Annotated in this window: 19 protein-coding genes and 1 pseudogene; 9 read left to right on the forward strand and 11 right to left on the reverse strand. The window is 41.0% G+C overall.

Translation table 11 applies throughout. From position 1 onward, the window contains the following. Positions 1-60 precede the first annotated feature (60 nt). On the forward strand, positions 61-480 hold the full coding sequence (locus M2444_RS22500) for a universal stress protein (RefSeq protein WP_038696211.1): 420 nt from the start codon (positions 61-63) through the stop codon (positions 478-480). A gap of 74 nt (positions 481-554) precedes the next feature. Here M2444_RS22500 and M2444_RS22505 read toward each other — a convergent pair whose 3' ends face one another. From M2444_RS22505 to M2444_RS22520, 4 genes are all read right to left on the reverse strand, one after another. Continuing rightward, entirely contained in the window at positions 555-1085 is a 531-nt protein-coding gene (locus M2444_RS22505; RefSeq protein ID WP_038696213.1) for an NUDIX hydrolase, read from the reverse strand. A 24-nt stretch (positions 1086-1109) separates the two neighbouring features. Beyond that, complete coding sequence (locus M2444_RS22510; RefSeq protein WP_038696215.1) at positions 1110-2819, reverse strand: ribonuclease J; 1710 nt, start codon at positions 2817-2819, stop codon at positions 1110-1112. Positions 2820-2910: 91 nt separating this feature from the next. Then, positions 2911-3099 carry a helix-turn-helix domain-containing protein gene (locus tag M2444_RS22515; protein WP_038696217.1) on the reverse strand — a complete coding sequence of 63 codons (189 nt, stop codon included), beginning with the start codon at positions 3097-3099 and terminating at the stop codon, positions 2911-2913. Positions 3100-3489: 390 nt separating this feature from the next. Continuing rightward, positions 3490-3918 (reverse strand): universal stress protein, encoded by a 429-nt coding sequence (locus tag M2444_RS22520; RefSeq protein ID WP_038696219.1) that lies wholly within the window; start codon positions 3916-3918, stop codon positions 3490-3492. 73 nt (positions 3919-3991) lie between these two features. Here M2444_RS22520 and M2444_RS22525 point away from each other — a divergent pair, with 73 nt between their 5' ends. From M2444_RS22525 to M2444_RS22540, 4 genes are all read left to right on the forward strand, one after another. Next, complete coding sequence (locus M2444_RS22525) at positions 3992-5269, forward strand: MFS transporter (protein ID WP_038696221.1); 1278 nt, start codon at positions 3992-3994, stop codon at positions 5267-5269. A 191-nt stretch (positions 5270-5460) separates the two neighbouring features. Continuing rightward, positions 5461-6924, forward strand: coding sequence for a SulP family inorganic anion transporter (locus tag M2444_RS22530; RefSeq protein WP_082451814.1), 1464 nt, complete (start codon positions 5461-5463; stop codon positions 6922-6924). A 21-nt stretch (positions 6925-6945) separates the two neighbouring features. Then, on the forward strand, positions 6946-7365 hold the full coding sequence (locus M2444_RS22535; protein WP_038696223.1) for a universal stress protein: 420 nt from the start codon (positions 6946-6948) through the stop codon (positions 7363-7365). A gap of 409 nt (positions 7366-7774) precedes the next feature. Then, positions 7775-9619, forward strand: a complete 1845-nt coding sequence (locus M2444_RS22540) for an ATP-dependent nuclease (protein ID WP_277467757.1) — start codon at positions 7775-7777, stop codon at positions 9617-9619. 95 nt (positions 9620-9714) lie between these two features. Here the strand turns inward: M2444_RS22540 and M2444_RS33595 are convergent. The 6 genes and pseudogenes from M2444_RS33595 to M2444_RS22555 all read right to left on the reverse strand — a co-directional run. After that, a pseudogene (locus M2444_RS33595) lies at positions 9715-9884 on the reverse strand (rhodanese-like domain-containing protein); the annotation flags it as partial. Next, positions 9866-10144 carry a hypothetical protein gene (locus tag M2444_RS33600; RefSeq protein ID WP_054940685.1) on the reverse strand — a complete coding sequence of 93 codons (279 nt, stop codon included), beginning with the start codon at positions 10142-10144 and terminating at the stop codon, positions 9866-9868. The gene M2444_RS33600 and the pseudogene M2444_RS33595, both read right to left, overlap by 19 nt. Then, positions 10131-10268 carry a hypothetical protein gene (locus M2444_RS33605; RefSeq protein ID WP_425339974.1) on the reverse strand — a complete coding sequence of 46 codons (138 nt, stop codon included), beginning with the start codon at positions 10266-10268 and terminating at the stop codon, positions 10131-10133. Before M2444_RS33605 ends, M2444_RS33600 begins: the two co-directional genes overlap by 14 nt. A 74-nt stretch (positions 10269-10342) precedes the next feature. After that, positions 10343-10486, reverse strand: coding sequence for a hypothetical protein (locus tag M2444_RS33610; RefSeq protein WP_481857518.1), 144 nt, complete (start codon positions 10484-10486; stop codon positions 10343-10345). Between the two features lie 195 nt (positions 10487-10681). Next, positions 10682-11515 (reverse strand): non-homologous end joining protein Ku, encoded by an 834-nt coding sequence (gene ku, locus M2444_RS22550; RefSeq protein ID WP_052098488.1) that lies wholly within the window; start codon positions 11513-11515, stop codon positions 10682-10684. Between the two features lie 105 nt (positions 11516-11620). Further along, positions 11621-11962: a helix-turn-helix domain-containing protein gene (locus tag M2444_RS22555; RefSeq protein WP_052098489.1), complete on the reverse strand. Its 342-nt coding sequence runs from the start codon at positions 11960-11962 to the stop codon at positions 11621-11623. Between the two features lie 135 nt (positions 11963-12097). On the opposite strand from M2444_RS22555, the gene M2444_RS22560 reads away from it, so the two are divergent. Beyond that, entirely contained in the window at positions 12098-12421 is a 324-nt protein-coding gene (locus M2444_RS22560) for a hypothetical protein (RefSeq protein WP_038696225.1), read from the forward strand. A gap of 8 nt (positions 12422-12429) precedes the next feature. Here M2444_RS22560 and M2444_RS22565 read toward each other — a convergent pair whose 3' ends face one another. Continuing rightward, positions 12430-12645: a helix-turn-helix domain-containing protein gene (locus M2444_RS22565; RefSeq protein ID WP_082451815.1), complete on the reverse strand. Its 216-nt coding sequence runs from the start codon at positions 12643-12645 to the stop codon at positions 12430-12432. Positions 12646-12834: 189 nt separating this feature from the next. Here M2444_RS22565 and M2444_RS22570 point away from each other — a divergent pair, with 189 nt between their 5' ends. Genes M2444_RS22570 through M2444_RS22580 form a run of 3 tightly spaced genes read left to right on the forward strand, consistent with a single transcriptional unit; the run spans position 12835 to position 16334 of the window. Beyond that, positions 12835-13524: a TnsA endonuclease N-terminal domain-containing protein gene (locus tag M2444_RS22570; RefSeq protein ID WP_052098491.1), complete on the forward strand. Its 690-nt coding sequence runs from the start codon at positions 12835-12837 to the stop codon at positions 13522-13524. A 13-nt stretch (positions 13525-13537) separates the two neighbouring features. After that, entirely contained in the window at positions 13538-15601 is a 2064-nt protein-coding gene (locus M2444_RS22575; protein ID WP_280788088.1) for a hypothetical protein, read from the forward strand. Beyond that, positions 15492-16334: an ATP-binding protein gene (locus tag M2444_RS22580; RefSeq protein ID WP_084065083.1), complete on the forward strand. Its 843-nt coding sequence runs from the start codon at positions 15492-15494 to the stop codon at positions 16332-16334. Before M2444_RS22575 ends, M2444_RS22580 begins: the two co-directional genes overlap by 110 nt. Positions 16335-16340 lie beyond the last annotated feature (6 nt).

Consider the following 16340-nt stretch of genomic DNA (forward strand, 5'->3'; position numbering starts at 1 on the left):
TATAATGATGCCAATGCAAAGTTAAGTGCCCACTAATTTGACTTCAGGAGTGAATGAAGGATGTATAACCGGATCGTATTAGCTGTAGATGGGTCGGAGAATTCGCTGAGAGCAACCAAAGAAGCGGTGAAGCTGGTGTCTTTAACACCAGGCTGCCAGATTGATGTGATTAGCGTTGCAGACTTCTCTAAATCGAAGAGTGAAATTCTGCACACCCAGGGCAGAGAGGAGCTGGAGCTGAAAAGACGGCAAAAGCTGGCGCCTGTCGAAGAAATACTGAAGCAAGGAAATATCGCGTATAAATTAAAGATCCTGCATGGAGAACCAGGTCCGACGATCATTGACTACGCCAACAAGGAAAAAGTGGAGATGGTTATTATCGGAAGCCGGGGATTAAATGCGCTCCAGGAGATGGTACTGGGAAGTGTCAGCCATAAGGTTGTAAAAAGAGTGCATTGTCCTGTAATGATTGTAAAATAGCGAGAAACTTGAGAATGCTTAATTCAAAAAACCAACCTCAAATTGTGTTGAGGTTGGTTTTTTGATTCTGCGCGTCAAGCTGATTGACGGAGAAGGTCTTCAAGGATCAGTTCAAGCACCAACGTTTCCCGTTCTATAGAGAAACCCATGGATGCTTCTTGGTTGGCAATGACCTGCCGATTATGATGAATAGCTTCCTGGATATCGATCCATACGGCAGACATCCCGTTTGTGATCTCATAATCCTCAAGCTTAGATTCCCCAAGCTGTTCTCCAATGGAACAGACATAATAATAAGACAGCATATGGATGAGATCAAATTCCGGTTTGTAGTGGGGTCTGTATTCATCAATATAACCGATCTCACGAATGACTTCTACTTTAGCGGCTCCCGTCTCCTCAGCGAGCTCCCTGCGAAGTCCAGTCAGCAGATCCTCGTCTAACTCTACGCCGCCTCCGGGGAAGCTGTAGTCATTATACCGCTTGGTATACAGAAGGAGGATATCTGTACCCCGTAAGATAATCCCTCGTGCAGCTCTCCGCTCGTAAATGTTTCCTTCAATGCTTTGTACATCTTGGTGAATCATTTTTTTGATCAGCTTCATTGCACACTTTCCTTTTCAGATAAATTAAAGTTCCTGGATAGAGGGTAGGATGACGGGAGCACGGCCTAATTCTTGATCAAACAATAGATTCAAAACCTCAACCGTGTGATCGTACCAGACCGCATGAGTGTATCTATGCTGCTGCCCCAATGTGTTTAAGGATGATTTCAGCTGGGTTTCTGCCTTCTTTAAAAGGGCCTTTGCATCCTTCATGTAGACGAATCCCCGGCTGATTAAATCAGGACCAAATACGATTTGTTTAGTGTTCTTCTTGATGGTGAATGCGGCGATGACCACCCCGTTAGTTCCGAGTTGGTTCCGCTCTTGTATCAGTTCATTTTCGTGGTAGCGTAGTTCGTTTTGACTCACGAATACAGAACCGGCAGGAACCTTCCGGCCTTTTCTTGCCTTGTTTCTGGTTATTTCCAAGGTTTCTCCGATATCCAGCAGATAAATTTGATCTTCCGGAACACCAACTTGTTTTGCCAGCCGTTTATGATTGACGAGCATCCGGTATTCCCCGTGAATGGGTACAAAATATTTTGGCCTGACGGCGTTCAGCATCAGCTTCAAATCTTCTCGTGAACCGTGGCCTGAGGTATGAATATCAAAAATCGTTCCATAAATAACGTTGGCTCCGGAACGCATCAGCATATTAATACTGCGGTTTACGTTTTGTACGTTGCCAGGAATAGGGGACGAAGAAAAAATGACGGTATCGTCCGGCTGAATTTGAATCGAACGGTGAGAACCGGTCGCTATTCGGGTGAGTGCAGCATTAACTTCACCCTGGCTGCCTGTACAGATGATAAGGACCTGATGATCCTTCAGCGTGTTAATCCGTCTGCTGTCCACCAAGGTTCCTTCGGGCACATGAATATACCCCAGCTCTTGTCCTATGGCGAATACTTTCTCCATACTGCGTCCAATTACAATAATCTTCCGCTGGCATTCCACAGCTGCTCGTACTACCTGCTGTAGCCGGTGAACATTGGAGGCAAAAGTGGCAAATAGAACCCGTCCGCTGCATTGTCTGAACGACTCCAATATGGACTCACCTACCGCCAGCTCTGAAGGGGTTTGACCCTCGCGTTCACTGTTTGTGCTGTCAGCAAGTAAGGCTAGAGCTCCTTTCCTGCCAATCATCATCAGTTTGTGAATATCAGCAGGTATTCCCTCAGGGGTGGAATCAAATTTGAAATCCCCGGTATGCACAACAGGGCCGTAGGGCGTTTCTATGATAATGCCAAAGGCGTCAGGGATACTGTGTATCGTCCGGTAAAAATGGACCTTCAGGTGGCGAAAGGATATGATCTCATGACCCTGTATGGTGTGAAGCTGAGCCTGATGAAGGATCTGGTGCTCCTCAAGCTTCGCCTTTACTAGACCAAGGGTCAAAGGACCTCCGTAAATGGGTACGGACAGCTGTTTAAGGAGATAAGGAATACCTCCAATATGATCCTCGTGTCCATGCGTCAAGAATAGCGCCTTAATATTCTTTGCTTTTTGAAGCAGGTAGCGGATATCAGGGATGATGTAGTCAACCCCATTCATATCGGCATCCGGAAATTTTAAGCCGGCATCAATAAGGACAATTTCATCTTTATATTCAATGCCATACATGTTTTTACCGATTTCACCGAGGCCTCCAAGCGCAAAAATGCGTACAGGCTGAGGACGTGGACGGCTCTTTTTCTGAGTTGTGGAAGCATCTACAAGCAAAGGTTTATTCACGTGTATTGTCCTTTCTGATCTCTCTGGAGTGGATGTTCATAGAATGAGTCAACAGAGAATACAGAATAGTGAAATACAATCTGAATAGCAGTTAGATTCGTTCCCCCTTTTTCAGTCGTTCAATCAATTCAGAAAGGTCACTTTTCTGTACTCTCCAGTGCCGTCCAATTTTAAAAGCGGGAATAACACCCTCATTCACAAGCTTATATGTGGTTATTTCGCTTAACTGCAGATATTTGGCGACCTGAGCGATCGTCATTATTTCATGTTGCTCGTCCAAGTGGGATTCGCTCCTTATTGTTGCATCTAATTTATACTCAATTATAATAGATAGGACTTATTTATATCAAATTATTTTAATTATAACTGTACTTAAGCATCGGAGAGAATAGGTTAGTAAAATAGAGAGAAGGTTGAATTAATACGCTTACTTCAATGAATTACTCTTTGTTCATACAGAACCTGAATTATTATTATTTATCTTATTGGATAAAAAACGGACTCGGCTTTTCTGAGAGTGAAGAGCCATAAAAGGCAATGGAATGGTTGCGGGTCATCTACGGGTGCTTAACGAAAAAAAGCACCCCTCATTAGGTGTGCTTGATATTTAGAAACAAACGGTAATTCTCCAGAGGTGAAGATTTAGAATGCCCTACCCTATAAACGGGGATTACTTCACAATTAGCACAGGTCCCCATACGGAATGAGCGACTTCGCGGCTAACGCTGCCCATAATCAGTTCTTTCATTTTATTCAAACCGCGGCTACCGATGATGACAAGATCATAGCTCTCTATATTTGCCTTACGTGTGATTTCCTGGGCAGGGTCACCCATGACGACTTGAAGATCAAATGGGATGTTTTCTTTCTTAAACAGCAGCTCTGTTCGCATGAGGGCTTGGTGGGCATCCCCTTCAAGCATCGCTCTGATATTAAGATTGTGATGAATTAGTTCGCCTCTGGAAATGGTTTTAGAAACAACATGAAATAAAGTGATGGACACATCGCTACCCAACTGTTTAGCCAGTTCAAGCGCCTTTTCTGCTGCATGGTGGGCATGCTTAGAACCGTCGGAAGCGACGAGTATCGTTTTAATCATATCATTCACTCCTTAAAGAACTTATGAATACCTGTGCAGAAGCAGAAATACATCAGATGGAGGTACTATAAGTATGAATACAATATCTAAAAACAAAATTCCGTTTCAACCGCCATTTTTCTACGGATGGATCATAGTATTGATTGCCGGGCTTGGTCTATTTTTCTCTGGACCCGGCCAGACTTACTCCATTTCCACTTTTATTAATGCATACATCGAACAAAATCATTGGAGCAGGTCGCTCATATCCAGCTTATATTCCGCAGCTACCTTTATGGCCGGGATGCTTTTATTTGTTGTAGGCAGGGCAGTGAATCGCTGGGGGCAGCGCAACGTTACATTCGTTGTAGCCATTATACTTGCTTTGGCTTGTTTTTGGAACAGCATGGCTTTTACTCCGATCATGCTCTTTTTTGGATTTTTTATGACCCGGCTTTTTGGCCAAGGATCAATGACACTTATTCCTGTTACTTTAGTCTCGCAATGGTTCATCTCACACAGAGGTAGAGCTTTTAGCTTAATGACGATTGGTACTTTCGCCGGATCTTCATTTGTTCCGTTGATTAATACCTGGATAATTCAAGAGTGGGGAATCCGGGAGGCGTGGTTATTTTGGGGCGGGTTATTGAGTTTTATCTTTGCCCCGCTAGCCTTTTACTTCATTCGCAATACACCTGAATCTGTTGGTTTGTTGCCAGACAACCGGGTCCAATTGACCGGTACTACCGGACCTCAAGTGTTGGAGGAAAGCTGGACTTTAAATGAGGCTCTGCGGACAAGAATGTTCTGGCTTTTACTCGTTTGTGTAGGCATACCTGCAATGGTGAATACAGGGTTAACGTTTCATTTGATTTCAATCTTTGGCTCTAAAGGGATTGATGCTACTTTATCGGCATTTGTGCTTAGCCTCATGGCTTTAACTTCTTTTCCGGTATCTTTCATTTCCGGATTTGTGAATGAAAGATTTAAAACGAATTATATTCTTGCTGCTGTTTTTGTGGGTCAAGTGTTGACTATGCTCATATTAATTTACAGTCAAGATGCGGCAAGTGCGCTTGTTTTCGGTGTGGTACGGGGGATTGTCGCGGGCTTTGAGTCGATCACTTTAAACACCATTTGGCCCAATTATTATGGTAGATCCAGCATTGCTAATATTCAGGGAATTACCATGACTTCAACGGTTGTTTGCTCAGCTTTCGGACCTTTACCCTTTGGATTTGCATTTGATTATTTTGGAGGTTATGCAGAGATTCTCTGGATCATGATCTTATTCCCGATACTGGGCTGTGTTTTCGCCATAATTAGCCCTAAACCCAAGAAAAGGAACGAGAAGGAAATACAAGAGAGTTAATTGTTCAGAAAGTAAAACTGCTTTTATTCACCTCGCTTCTTAGACCGCAAATTAATAAAATTTAAAATTGAAGAACCATTTTGGTTCCTTTTTGGGAATAAAGATGGTAAACTGATTTTATGGATTGAGTGCGGACTGACCTTTATGAGAGTTAAAGGTCATAAAAATATACCAATGAGGTGAGTGCTGAAGTGTTAGGCAAGTTAAGAAAAGATTGGTTTTCAAATGTCCGGGGAGATTTGCTCGCAGGCTTAGTGGTCGCCTTGGCCTTGATTCCCGAGGCGATTGCTTTTTCCATTATTGCAGGTGTAGATCCTATGGTCGGTTTGTATGCTTCCTTTTGTATTGCCGTTGTCACTGCTATTGTTGGTGGCCGTCCGGGTATGATTTCTGCTGCAACAGGAGCAATGGCTTTGCTAATCGTACCACTCGTCAAAGAGCATGGCGTAAACTACTTATTAGCTGCAACGGTATTGACTGGTGTCATTCAGTGTATATTCGGACTGTTGAAAGTAGCTAAATTGATGAAATTTATTCCGCGTGCAGTGATGATCGGCTTTGTTAATGCTCTGGCTATTTTGATCTTTATGGCTCAAATTCCACATTTCGTTGGGATTTCTACCATGACTTATGTTTTTGTAGGCATTACCTTGCTCATAGTTTACGTATTGCCCAAGTTCTTTAAAGCTATTCCGGCTCCATTGATTGCAATTGTTCTATTAACCGCAGCTGCTATCGTATCTGGAATTAATTTAGGAACTGTCGGGGATCTTGGCAACATCACACAGTCCTTACCAATGTTCTTCATTCCAAATGTACCCTTCAATTTAGAGACGTTACAAATTATTTTTCCGTATTCTGTAGCTTTAGCTATAGTAGGACTATTGGAGTCTTTGCTAACGGCTTCCATTTTGGATGATATGACATCGAGTGACAGTAACAAAAATAAAGAAGCCAGAGGACAGGGCATCGCGAATATCATTACTGGATTTTTTGGCGGGATGGCCGGCTGTGCGATGATTGGCCAGACCGTAATCAACGTGAAGTCTGGTGGGAGAGGCCGATTGTCAACTTTAATTTCAGGATTGTTTCTAATGCTTCTGATTCTCCTACTGGGAGATTTGGTTGTGAAAATCCCGATGGCTGTTCTGGTAGGCATTATGATTATGGTGTCCATTGGAACATTTGATTGGTCGTCATTCTCCTATTTACGTAAAGCCCCTAAAAGTGATGCTGCTGTTATGCTGGTAACCGTAATCCTTGTTGTTGCTACACATGACTTATCAATTGGAGTTATTGCCGGGGTTATACTGAGCGCTATTTTGTTTGTAGCTAAGATCTCGACAATTAGAATTTATAGACGTGAGCTTGATCATAAAACGTTGTTTGATGTAGAAGGTCAGTTGTTTTTTGCTTCTGTTGAAAGGTTCGTTGAATCGTTTGATTTTTCCATCGAAAATACAAACCTCATTATCAATTTTGAAAACTCACACATATGGGATGATTCTGCGGTTGGCGCTATTGATAAAGTAGTAATTAAATATCGTGAGAACAATAATGTAGTCACTATTACGGGGTTGAACTCGGCAAGTAAAAAGACGGTGGACAAGTTGGCTGTTTATAACGATGTGAATGCAAAGTTAAGTACACATTAATTCTATATTGGGGTGGATTTCATGTACAAGCGGGTTGCCTTAGCTGTGGACGGATCAGAAAACTCTCTACGAGCTACCCAAGAAGCAATAAAGTTGGCGAGTTTGTCACCAGGCTGCCAAGTGGATGTTCTCAATGTCGCGGATTATTCTAAATCTAAAGATGAAGTACTGCATTCCTATCGTGTGGAAGAGTTAGACATACAGAGACGGAGAAAATTAGTGGCGGTTGAAGAGCTGCTAAAGCAAAATGGAATAATCTATCATTTGAAAATTCTTCACGGTGATCCGGCATTGACTATCGTTGATTACACTGAACAAGAAAACATTGAATTTGCTATCATGGGAAGTCGGGGGCTGAATACGCTTCAGGAAATGATAATGGGTAGCGTCAGTCATAAGGTTATGAAGTTGGTTCAATGTCCGGTGATTATTGTGAAATAGCAAGGGTGTAATTTAACAAACGTGGGGAGCTTAGAGCTCCCACGTTTGTTATATATTTATTCAATTTAAAGCAGTTTCTCCATAATCATTACATCAATAAATTCTCCGCCATTACCATCTTGCTTCTCAAATACACCAACCTGCCGGTAACTGCGTTATTGAATTTGAAGTTCACCTATTGATTGCGCGTTAACCTGAAGGACCATGTCAAGACTATAGCGGAGTTATTCTCGAACGCCGGTAATGAAGGGATTGTTTCCTAAGAGGGAAATAGTCCTTTTTGCATGTCGCCATTCGTAGCTGAAATGAGCATTGAAGGGTATGGAAGACCGATCTAAAAAAGATTGAAATCCAAAATTAGGTAGTTTACTGTTGAGAGGTGAAGAACGAATGTATGGGAGGAATAGAAATGAACGAGCAGCAGCGTACGATAGAACCATTGAATCAAGAGCGTCCTCGATTGAAGCAATTGATCATCCAGAATTTTCGCGGAATAGGCAATCATCCAGTCACAATTGAACTGGATAAGATTGTCGTATTAGTAGGTCCAAACAATGTCGGAAAGAGCTCCATTCTAAGGGCCTATGAAGTAGCAATGTCCGAGGGCTCGAACGAAGCTAATCTGCAGGAAGATGACTTTCCAGGTGGTGTGGTACATCAAGATTCTCTTCCCATGATCGAGCTTCACACAGTTGTTCAGAATCATGCTCCTGGAGCGAGATGGATACATACGGATTCAATTACCCAAGAAAAGTTGGTCAAGGAGAGATGGACATGGGCTACTCCAGGTGCACCCAAGCGTCAGGGCTTCGATGTTGAAAAAAAAGTATGGGCAGAAGATGCGGTTCCATGGGGTGCACCTAATGTCGCAAATTATAATCGACCAAAGCCGCATCGAATCGATGCATTTTCAGATCCTAAAGTACAAGCGGATGTCATCGTCAAACTGCTGAGCAATGTCATTAAAGAGAGAGTAAAGGATGTTCAAGAAGAGGCTGGGGAATCTCAATACAAACATTTGCTCCGTACGATCGCAACATTAAGACAGCAAGTAATCAGTGAATCCATTGCGCATATCGAAAAAATTGAGCTGCAGGTCTCAGAGCTACTTAGTGAAGTATTCCCCGGATACGTTGTTAAATTTGATCCTCGGGCAGAAGAGGAAGCGGAGAGTGACCTTAATCTATTTCAAAAGGTAAATAACGCGCAGCTAAAGATGGGATATGGTGAAAATGGACATTTAACCACACTGGATCGTCAAGGGAGCGGTGCAAGACGTACCTTATTATGGAGTGCCTTACGAATGATTGCAGAAACGAATGTGACTAAAGGGGCTAAAAAAGGGGCTAAAAAAGAAGCAATCGAAGGTGAGGAGAATAGGCCTCATGTCCTTCTTTTGGATGAGCCAGAGCTATGCCTTCATCCAAACGCAGTAAGAGAGGCTTGCCGGGTATTATACGATTTACCGAATACGGGAAACTGGCAAGTGATTGTAACGACACACTCTCCTGCTTTTATTGACGTCTCTCGCGATAACACAACCATTATAAGAGTAGAACAGATTAATGGACACATTTCCGGGACAACGGTATTTCGTCCGGAAAGAGTCAAATTAGATGATGAAGACCGCTCCCTATTAAAGCTAATGAACATTTTTGATCCTTATGTTGCCGAATTCTTCTTTGGAGGACGTTGCATTATCGTTGAAGGCGACACGGAGTATACGGCGTTTAAGCACATCATGGCAACAAAGCCGGGTATATATAAGGATGTACATATTATTAGAGCAAGAGGAAAAGCGACCATTATTTCATTAGTCAAAATTTTAAATCATTTCGGTTCTCGTTACTCTGTCCTGCATGATAGTGATACACCGACAACCCTAAGAAAGGGAAAAACGATAAAAAATCCGGCATGGGCACATAACGAAAAAATATATGCAGCGATACAGGATCGACCGCATACTTCAAATGTTCGACTACTAGCCTCACTGGGGAATTTTGAGAAAGCGTATTTTGGGGAGGAAGTAAGTAGTGAGAAACCCTACAATGCAATTGTTCATTTGCAACACGATGAGAAACGATTCGAAAAGGTGGAACAACTGCTGGATGCTCTTCTGGATCATAGCAAAGTTCCGCCTGAAGGCGCGCTTGAATGGACAAGCATTGCTCAGTTAGAGGAGATGGTTGCTGTGCAAGCCAGTAAGGAATTAGTGGCTGCAGGTACTGAAGATGAAATAGACGAGGGACTTTGAGCACGTAGAAGTTATACAATAACTCCCGATTTATAGGACTGTGCGACAAAAGTACAGTCCTATAAATTTGGAATTGGAGCTAGATAAACCGTTCTTTACGAATTGAATGATTTCAGGTAACGACGATATACTTGATAATTCTTGTTGCCTCCCGACAGGTTAAAGACCTTCTCAAAGCCCGAATATTCTGGGCTGCATTTCCGGTTGTTCCTTTGTTGCAATAGGTGTCTGTAGGTTTCTGAAAATCTAAGGTAGAAGCCTTCTCACGCAGGTCGCTAAGTGAAATATCTGTGCTCCTTGGACATGACTGGCTTCATATTGCTTTCTCGAACGCGTGTCAACAATTTGATACTCGTCTTCTTTGCCCACCAGCTCTGCCGGAGAAAGTAGAGGACGATTGCGGCTGATCGCGTTATGAAGGGTCATCGCTGTGTACATAACAGGGTCTTTCGTGCTAGAGAAAGAAGGCGCATAGGTCATATCCAGATGAAAGAGGTCCTCAACTTTTGCTTTAAATCGTAACATTGGCCCCTGTAGCCAGCCCATGCTTATCGAAAGTCTCTTCCACCTCGGCACCATTGCTTAAATCAATCACACGGATGGCCTGGTTCACCGGATCGTTTACAATGTCCTCATGGTTGATGTCCATCTTGACGTGGTAGCGAGCCTCAAACCACTTTTTATCTCGAGGAATCAACTCTGACAGGTCATCGACTTCATTCCCTAAATAATAAGGTATCCCGCAGATGGAGTAAGAAATATCTGGACCCTTTCATATACAATAATTTCGTCCGATTCATCATTCCACCGGGCTTTAGCAGCCACATAGGTTCCTGCAGCTACAGAGCCTACAATAATAATCTTCAAATTAAGTACGTCCATATAGTTATATTAGCATTAGCTTATAAAAACAAACTAGAGTTTTGCTCGTATATTCAGGGAGGGATATATAGAAAATTCGGCAGAGGGTAATCTTTTGGAGAAGTCCAGGAAGGACATGAAAATAGCTAAGAACCACCTTACTTGGATCCTTAGCTACTTCATCCATTTGCTTGCAAAAGACTATCCCAGTTTTTCATTAGGGGTCCCACGTTTACTTTCCTTCGGGGCTGCCACCTTGTTTTTCCCTTTATTCATTCTGACACTCTCCCGAAGCGCCTCTAAAAGATCAACAACAACCTCTGATTCTTGCGTGGGCTTTAAAACAATGTTCTGTCCGGCAATTTTAGATTGAATAGCTGCTAACAATCGTTCTTGCTCTGGATTGGAATATGATTTTAAATCGGAGGTACCTGTCATTCCTTTGACGATTTGTAAGGCTAACTTCAGCTGATTGGAATCTACAGAAATGGTACTAGAGAGGTTGGGGACGTTCTCTACGGGCCGCATTTCATTCGCGTAGTGCATGGTGGCCAACTGAATGCAATTTCCATTTATCGGCTTCAGGATACATAATTTCGTGTTAGCTCGAAACGTAAACTTGGCGATTGCGAGTCTTTTAGATGTCTCAAGAGCCTTGAGAAGTAAATAGTACGCATGACTCCCAAGTTGATCAGGACCTAGAAAATAAACCTTTTGCGTGAACATTAAATCGACTTGTTCTTCCTTCATGAAATCAATAATCCGTATCTGCTTACTAGCGTCTTCTTGAATCTGATCGAGTTCCTCTTTTTCAAAGGTTACATATTGATTCGTATCCAGTGGGTAGCCTTTAATGAGTTCTTCAGACTCGACGGATCGTTGACAATTTGGGCAATATCGCTGGTTTTTAATTGTACCATGGCAGCTTTTATGGAGTAAGTTGAGAGAGATTTCTTTCTCCTCTGTGGCGGCGTAAAGTTTCACCGGGATGTGAACTAATCCAAAACTGATAGCGCCTTTCCATATGGTATGCATGGGAACACCTCCTAAAGTTTATACTAAAAAGTCATTCCCATATCAAACATAAATAAACCGCACCCCCAAGCAAAGGGTGCGGTTTATTTATGCCATGTGATCGGTCTATTTTTCGAAAAACTCATCTAGCATGACTTGAACCTTTCGAAGATCTCTTTTTTTTAAGGAAACTAAGGTATGGATGATTTGATTCAATAATTCGTCCTTTTCATTCAATGCGGACTCTTGATATTTCGTATACATAAACAAATCCATAATCTGAACATCAAGAGCATCGGCGATCTTCAGTAGGTTCACTAAAGTAATATTTTTTTCAGCTCGTTCAACGCCACCAATATAGGAGAAATGAAAGCCGGCCTTTTCACCGAGCTCCTCTTGAGACCATCCACGTTGCTTCCGAATATCACGGATGCGTTGTCCTATTTTTTGAATTACTGAAGTTTCCATGATTACACCTCTAAAACTAAGTGTAAACAATGGGGCAACAGCGATACATACTCACATAAATATCAATACATATTTTTGATATGTATACGTATTATTTAGTAGTAAATGGCAACACTATATAGTGAGGTGATAGGATTGGAAAATACAGAGAACTCATTGACCTTAGGATTTGCTTTAGTTACACCATCTGGCTTAAAATTCGAAAACGTGTTTTACACAAACGGAATGATGATAAAGCATGGATGGTTTGAGTTAGCACAGCGAGAAGAGGGATGGCAGATACCAATTCTCTACGATAGTAAGGATTTAACAAGAATTATGTTACTTGATATCGACTCTACAAAAGGTGCATTCCAAATTGAAGATGCAAGCCAAAAAATCGACTCTGAGATGAGAGAACTCTATTTTTCAGCCATAGCGTCATTGAAAGTACAATTAAGACATAACAAAAACAAATGATAGACATTCTAAGGTAGAAGATCATGGACAGAAACCTCAAGAGAAGTGGCAATCTGATAAAGATAATGGATTCGAATAAGGTGACGACCGGCTTCAATATTGGTTATTGAAGGTCTTGAAATATGGACTCGTATTGCTAGTTCTTCTTGAGTCATGCCTCGTTCTTCTCTTTTACTCTTAATAAGTTGACCAATGATTTTATAATACATGAATTCGCTCATCATAATACTCCTCTCTTAATCTATTAAGATTAGTATTACCAATAAGAGAGAGCTTTAGTATTTTTGAAGTCAATAACAAAAATGCTGTTTAAAATCTGAACATTCGGAAATAAAGAATCCCAAGAAGTAATGAAAGAATCTTCAGAAATTCGAATTGTTTATTATTCGAAAAAAGAGAGCGGATGTGATTCTATGGAGCACACCTTGATTCCATATACTCCAATCGTCATGCCAAGAAGTAAAAGATACGGTAACAATTACTGGGGTATGATGGGGCCAAAAGTTAGCTACCGGGATGTTATCTTATATAGCGACTTAGAATATGATCATTGGGTGACCGTTGAAACAGATGCTAAGGTAAAAACATATTGTGAACAACCACTGGAGATTACTTATACTTTGAATGGAAAACGGAATCGAACTATTTTTGATATGTGCCTTTATGAAAATGGGTCTGAGCTTTTTGTGGAAGTTAAATATGAGAAAGAACTTCATCCGAGTAATCGGAATTACGACCGTGTCATGAGGCAACTTGAAGCTCAAAAAGAATGGTGTAGGCTTAATGGAAAACTTCATGAAGTGAGGACAGAGAAATCCATTCGCTCAGGTAGGTATTCCATTGAAAACAGAATCAAAATATTAGCTAGTGTAATTAATCATAGACATCCGATGTTTATCGAAGAAGTATCCAAATCTCTTGACTGCACAAAAAGAACGATGAAAGAGATTTGCTATGAATTATCTGATACATGTAGTTCTTATGAGGTTTTTCTTTCTTGTCATTGGTTGTACTACAAAGGAATAATTACTGCCGATATTGATTCGATGATTTGGAACTATGAGATGGAGGTCTGGAAACTTGAGCAGATGTCGATTATTTGAGAAAGACGGTTATTTGCAGGAACAAGTCAATCCAGATCTTTGGCCAACTGTAGATGATTCCAGATTATCTGAAATAGAAAAGAACAGGTACGTGAATCGAAGAGATGCTATCGTTATGTATTTTAAGCGAGTGGATATGAAAGAGATTCAACGATCCACCCAGATAAGTCCTCAGAATCTAAGAAGATTAGTAAAAAGATGTATAGACCTAGACGAAAATGGAGTCGTATGGGGATTTCGTGCATTGATTCCGTACAAAAAGGTGAAATCATACCGACTTGACGTACTAAAGGAAGACCGAAATGAATCGAGAAAAACAGGGGAGTTTAATCTGCTGTTAGAGACACACCCTGACATAAAAGACTTAATAACAGACTTATATCTGGGAACTCATCGTCGAACGCTTGAACCAGCCATGAAACCTCTGAATATTCATAAAAAATTTATTGAGCAATGCCGAAATAAGGAAATTCCTTTATCACAATATCCTTTTAATACTAAGAACATGGGCAGAAAAGCTTTACAACGTTTCTTAAATCGCATTGCGTATCTACACTTTGGTGAAGGAAATCGACGCTATGGGCAAGATGCCAAGACTCGAGCTAAACATACCGGTGAAGGTGAACAGAACCATCCTTCAACTTTACACCCCTACCAGAAAGTACAATTTGATGCTCATCGCATAGACGGTTTCTTCATTGTTGATTTAGTAACCCCAGAAGGTGATTTAGTATCAGTCACACTGGATCGATTTTGGATCCTTACATTAATTGATGTAGCCACTCGTATAGTTTTTGGTTATTCGATAAGTTTAAGCAAAGAGTACAGTGCGAGTGATGTTATGATATGTTTTCGTAATTCAGTAATCCCTCATGAAAAAATACAAATCACAATAGATGGAATGAAGTACTCAGAATTGGGAGGATTCCCTTCCGAAGTATACCCACAAAATACTTCCTGGGCTGTGTGGGATGTGATTTGTTTTGATAACGCTAAGTCTCATCTTGCAAATTTGGTGAAGGATCGATTAAAGAATCTGATTGGGTGCGCTACTAATCTTGGACCGGTTGCACTCCCGATGAGAAGAGGAATTATTGAGCGTTTTTTCAAAACACTTGAGGAGACAGGCTTTCACCGGCTGCCAAACACAACTGGAAGCAATCCTGATGATCCAAGAAGAAAGAACCCTGAGAAGAACGCAATTAGATACCATATGACATTTGAACATTTGAAACAGCTGATTGATGTTATGATTTCTGATTATAATGGGACGCCACATGGAGGGATTTATCACCAATCCCCACTAGAATTACTTGGTAAGCGTTTGAACAATGGTTTACTCCCAAGACAATTAGAAGAAGAGAAACGTTCAGAGGTGCTTTTTATGCAAACTGTTATTACCCGGACCGTGCGCGGATCTCACACATCTGGTAAAAAGCCATATATCCAGTATGAAGGTGTTGAATATCGAAGTGATAAACTGGCCCATTCAGCACATTTGATTAATAAGGAGCTTCATCTCCATGTTAATGTAGATGACCTACGTACAGTTAAAGCTTATCTGGAAGATGGTAGTGAGTTTGACTATCTTACTGCTGCCGGGAAGTGGTCATTAACACCCCATTCCTTACAGACTAGAAAGGCTATAAACTCTTTGGTTCAGCGGAAAATCATTTATTATACAACATGGGACGATCCAGTATTTATTTACACGGATTATTTGATGAAAAATGCAACATTAGGAAAAAGAGGAGCAGCCAATAAAGTGACACAGGTAAGAGAGGCTTCTAATAAAAATAGGAAACGCGTAAATGAGCCTGCAGAACAAACCAAAGCACTTCAGGAAGCAGAAGAACGCAATGATGCACTAGAAAGGGCTAGACAAATCTCAAAGCAGCAGCAAGAGAATGTAGAATATGAGATCTATGAAGAATTATTAAAAGTATATAAAACAAAAATTACCAGGTATGATTGTGTACGGAAGACCTCGTATTGGAAAGACATCAGCATTAAAATTTGCTATAGAACATCTACCAACGGATCTTGGAGCCCCTTTACCCATTTTGATTGCAAATAGTAATTCTTATCGAGTTCCCAGTGAAGAAAAATTTTTCCTGGATCTTCTTAATGATTTTAATTTCCCGTTTCCTGCAAAGAGAAAACCTGCGGAGATGCGCCGTCAAATTGTTAACTTAATGCTTGAAAAAGCTGAAAAATCAAGATTGCGTCGAATCATTCTAATTATGGATGAGGCTCATCGATTAACCGAATATCACTATAACTGGCTTATGGATATTTATAATGAATTGGACAGGAAGAAAATAAGTATGTCTGTTATTTCTGTCGGGCAAGAGGAGCTGTTATCTCGTCGTACTTTTTTCCTGGAACAAAAGAAATCTCAGATTATCGGACGTTTCATGACACATGAACATCATTTTTATGGAATTCGCACGATCGAAGAAATGAAGTTAATTTTAAAATGCTATGATGATGAGGAAATTTCATCCTATCCAGTTGAAAGTGGATGGAGCTTTAGCCGATTTTTCTTTCCTGAAGGATATAGTAGAGGGGAAAGATTAGAAAAAGATGCAAAGACCATTTTCAGTCTATTTAGTGAGTTACGTAAAGAGCATGGAGTTTCGGCTGATTTTGAAATACCCATGGAGTATTTCGCCTTCAGCATAGAGAACGCCTTGAAGAAAAATGGGTCTCATGGAAATCAACACTTTTGGTTAACAAGCGCATTGTGGAAAGAAGCAATAGAAATGTCGGGGTATGTTGAGTCGGAAATTTATATGGCTTTAGTATAAGTGTGT

It is taken from the genome of Paenibacillus sp. PastF-3, assembly GCF_029893135.1.
Lineage (GTDB): Bacteria > Bacillota > Bacilli > Paenibacillales > Paenibacillaceae > Paenibacillus_AQ > Paenibacillus_AQ nitricinens.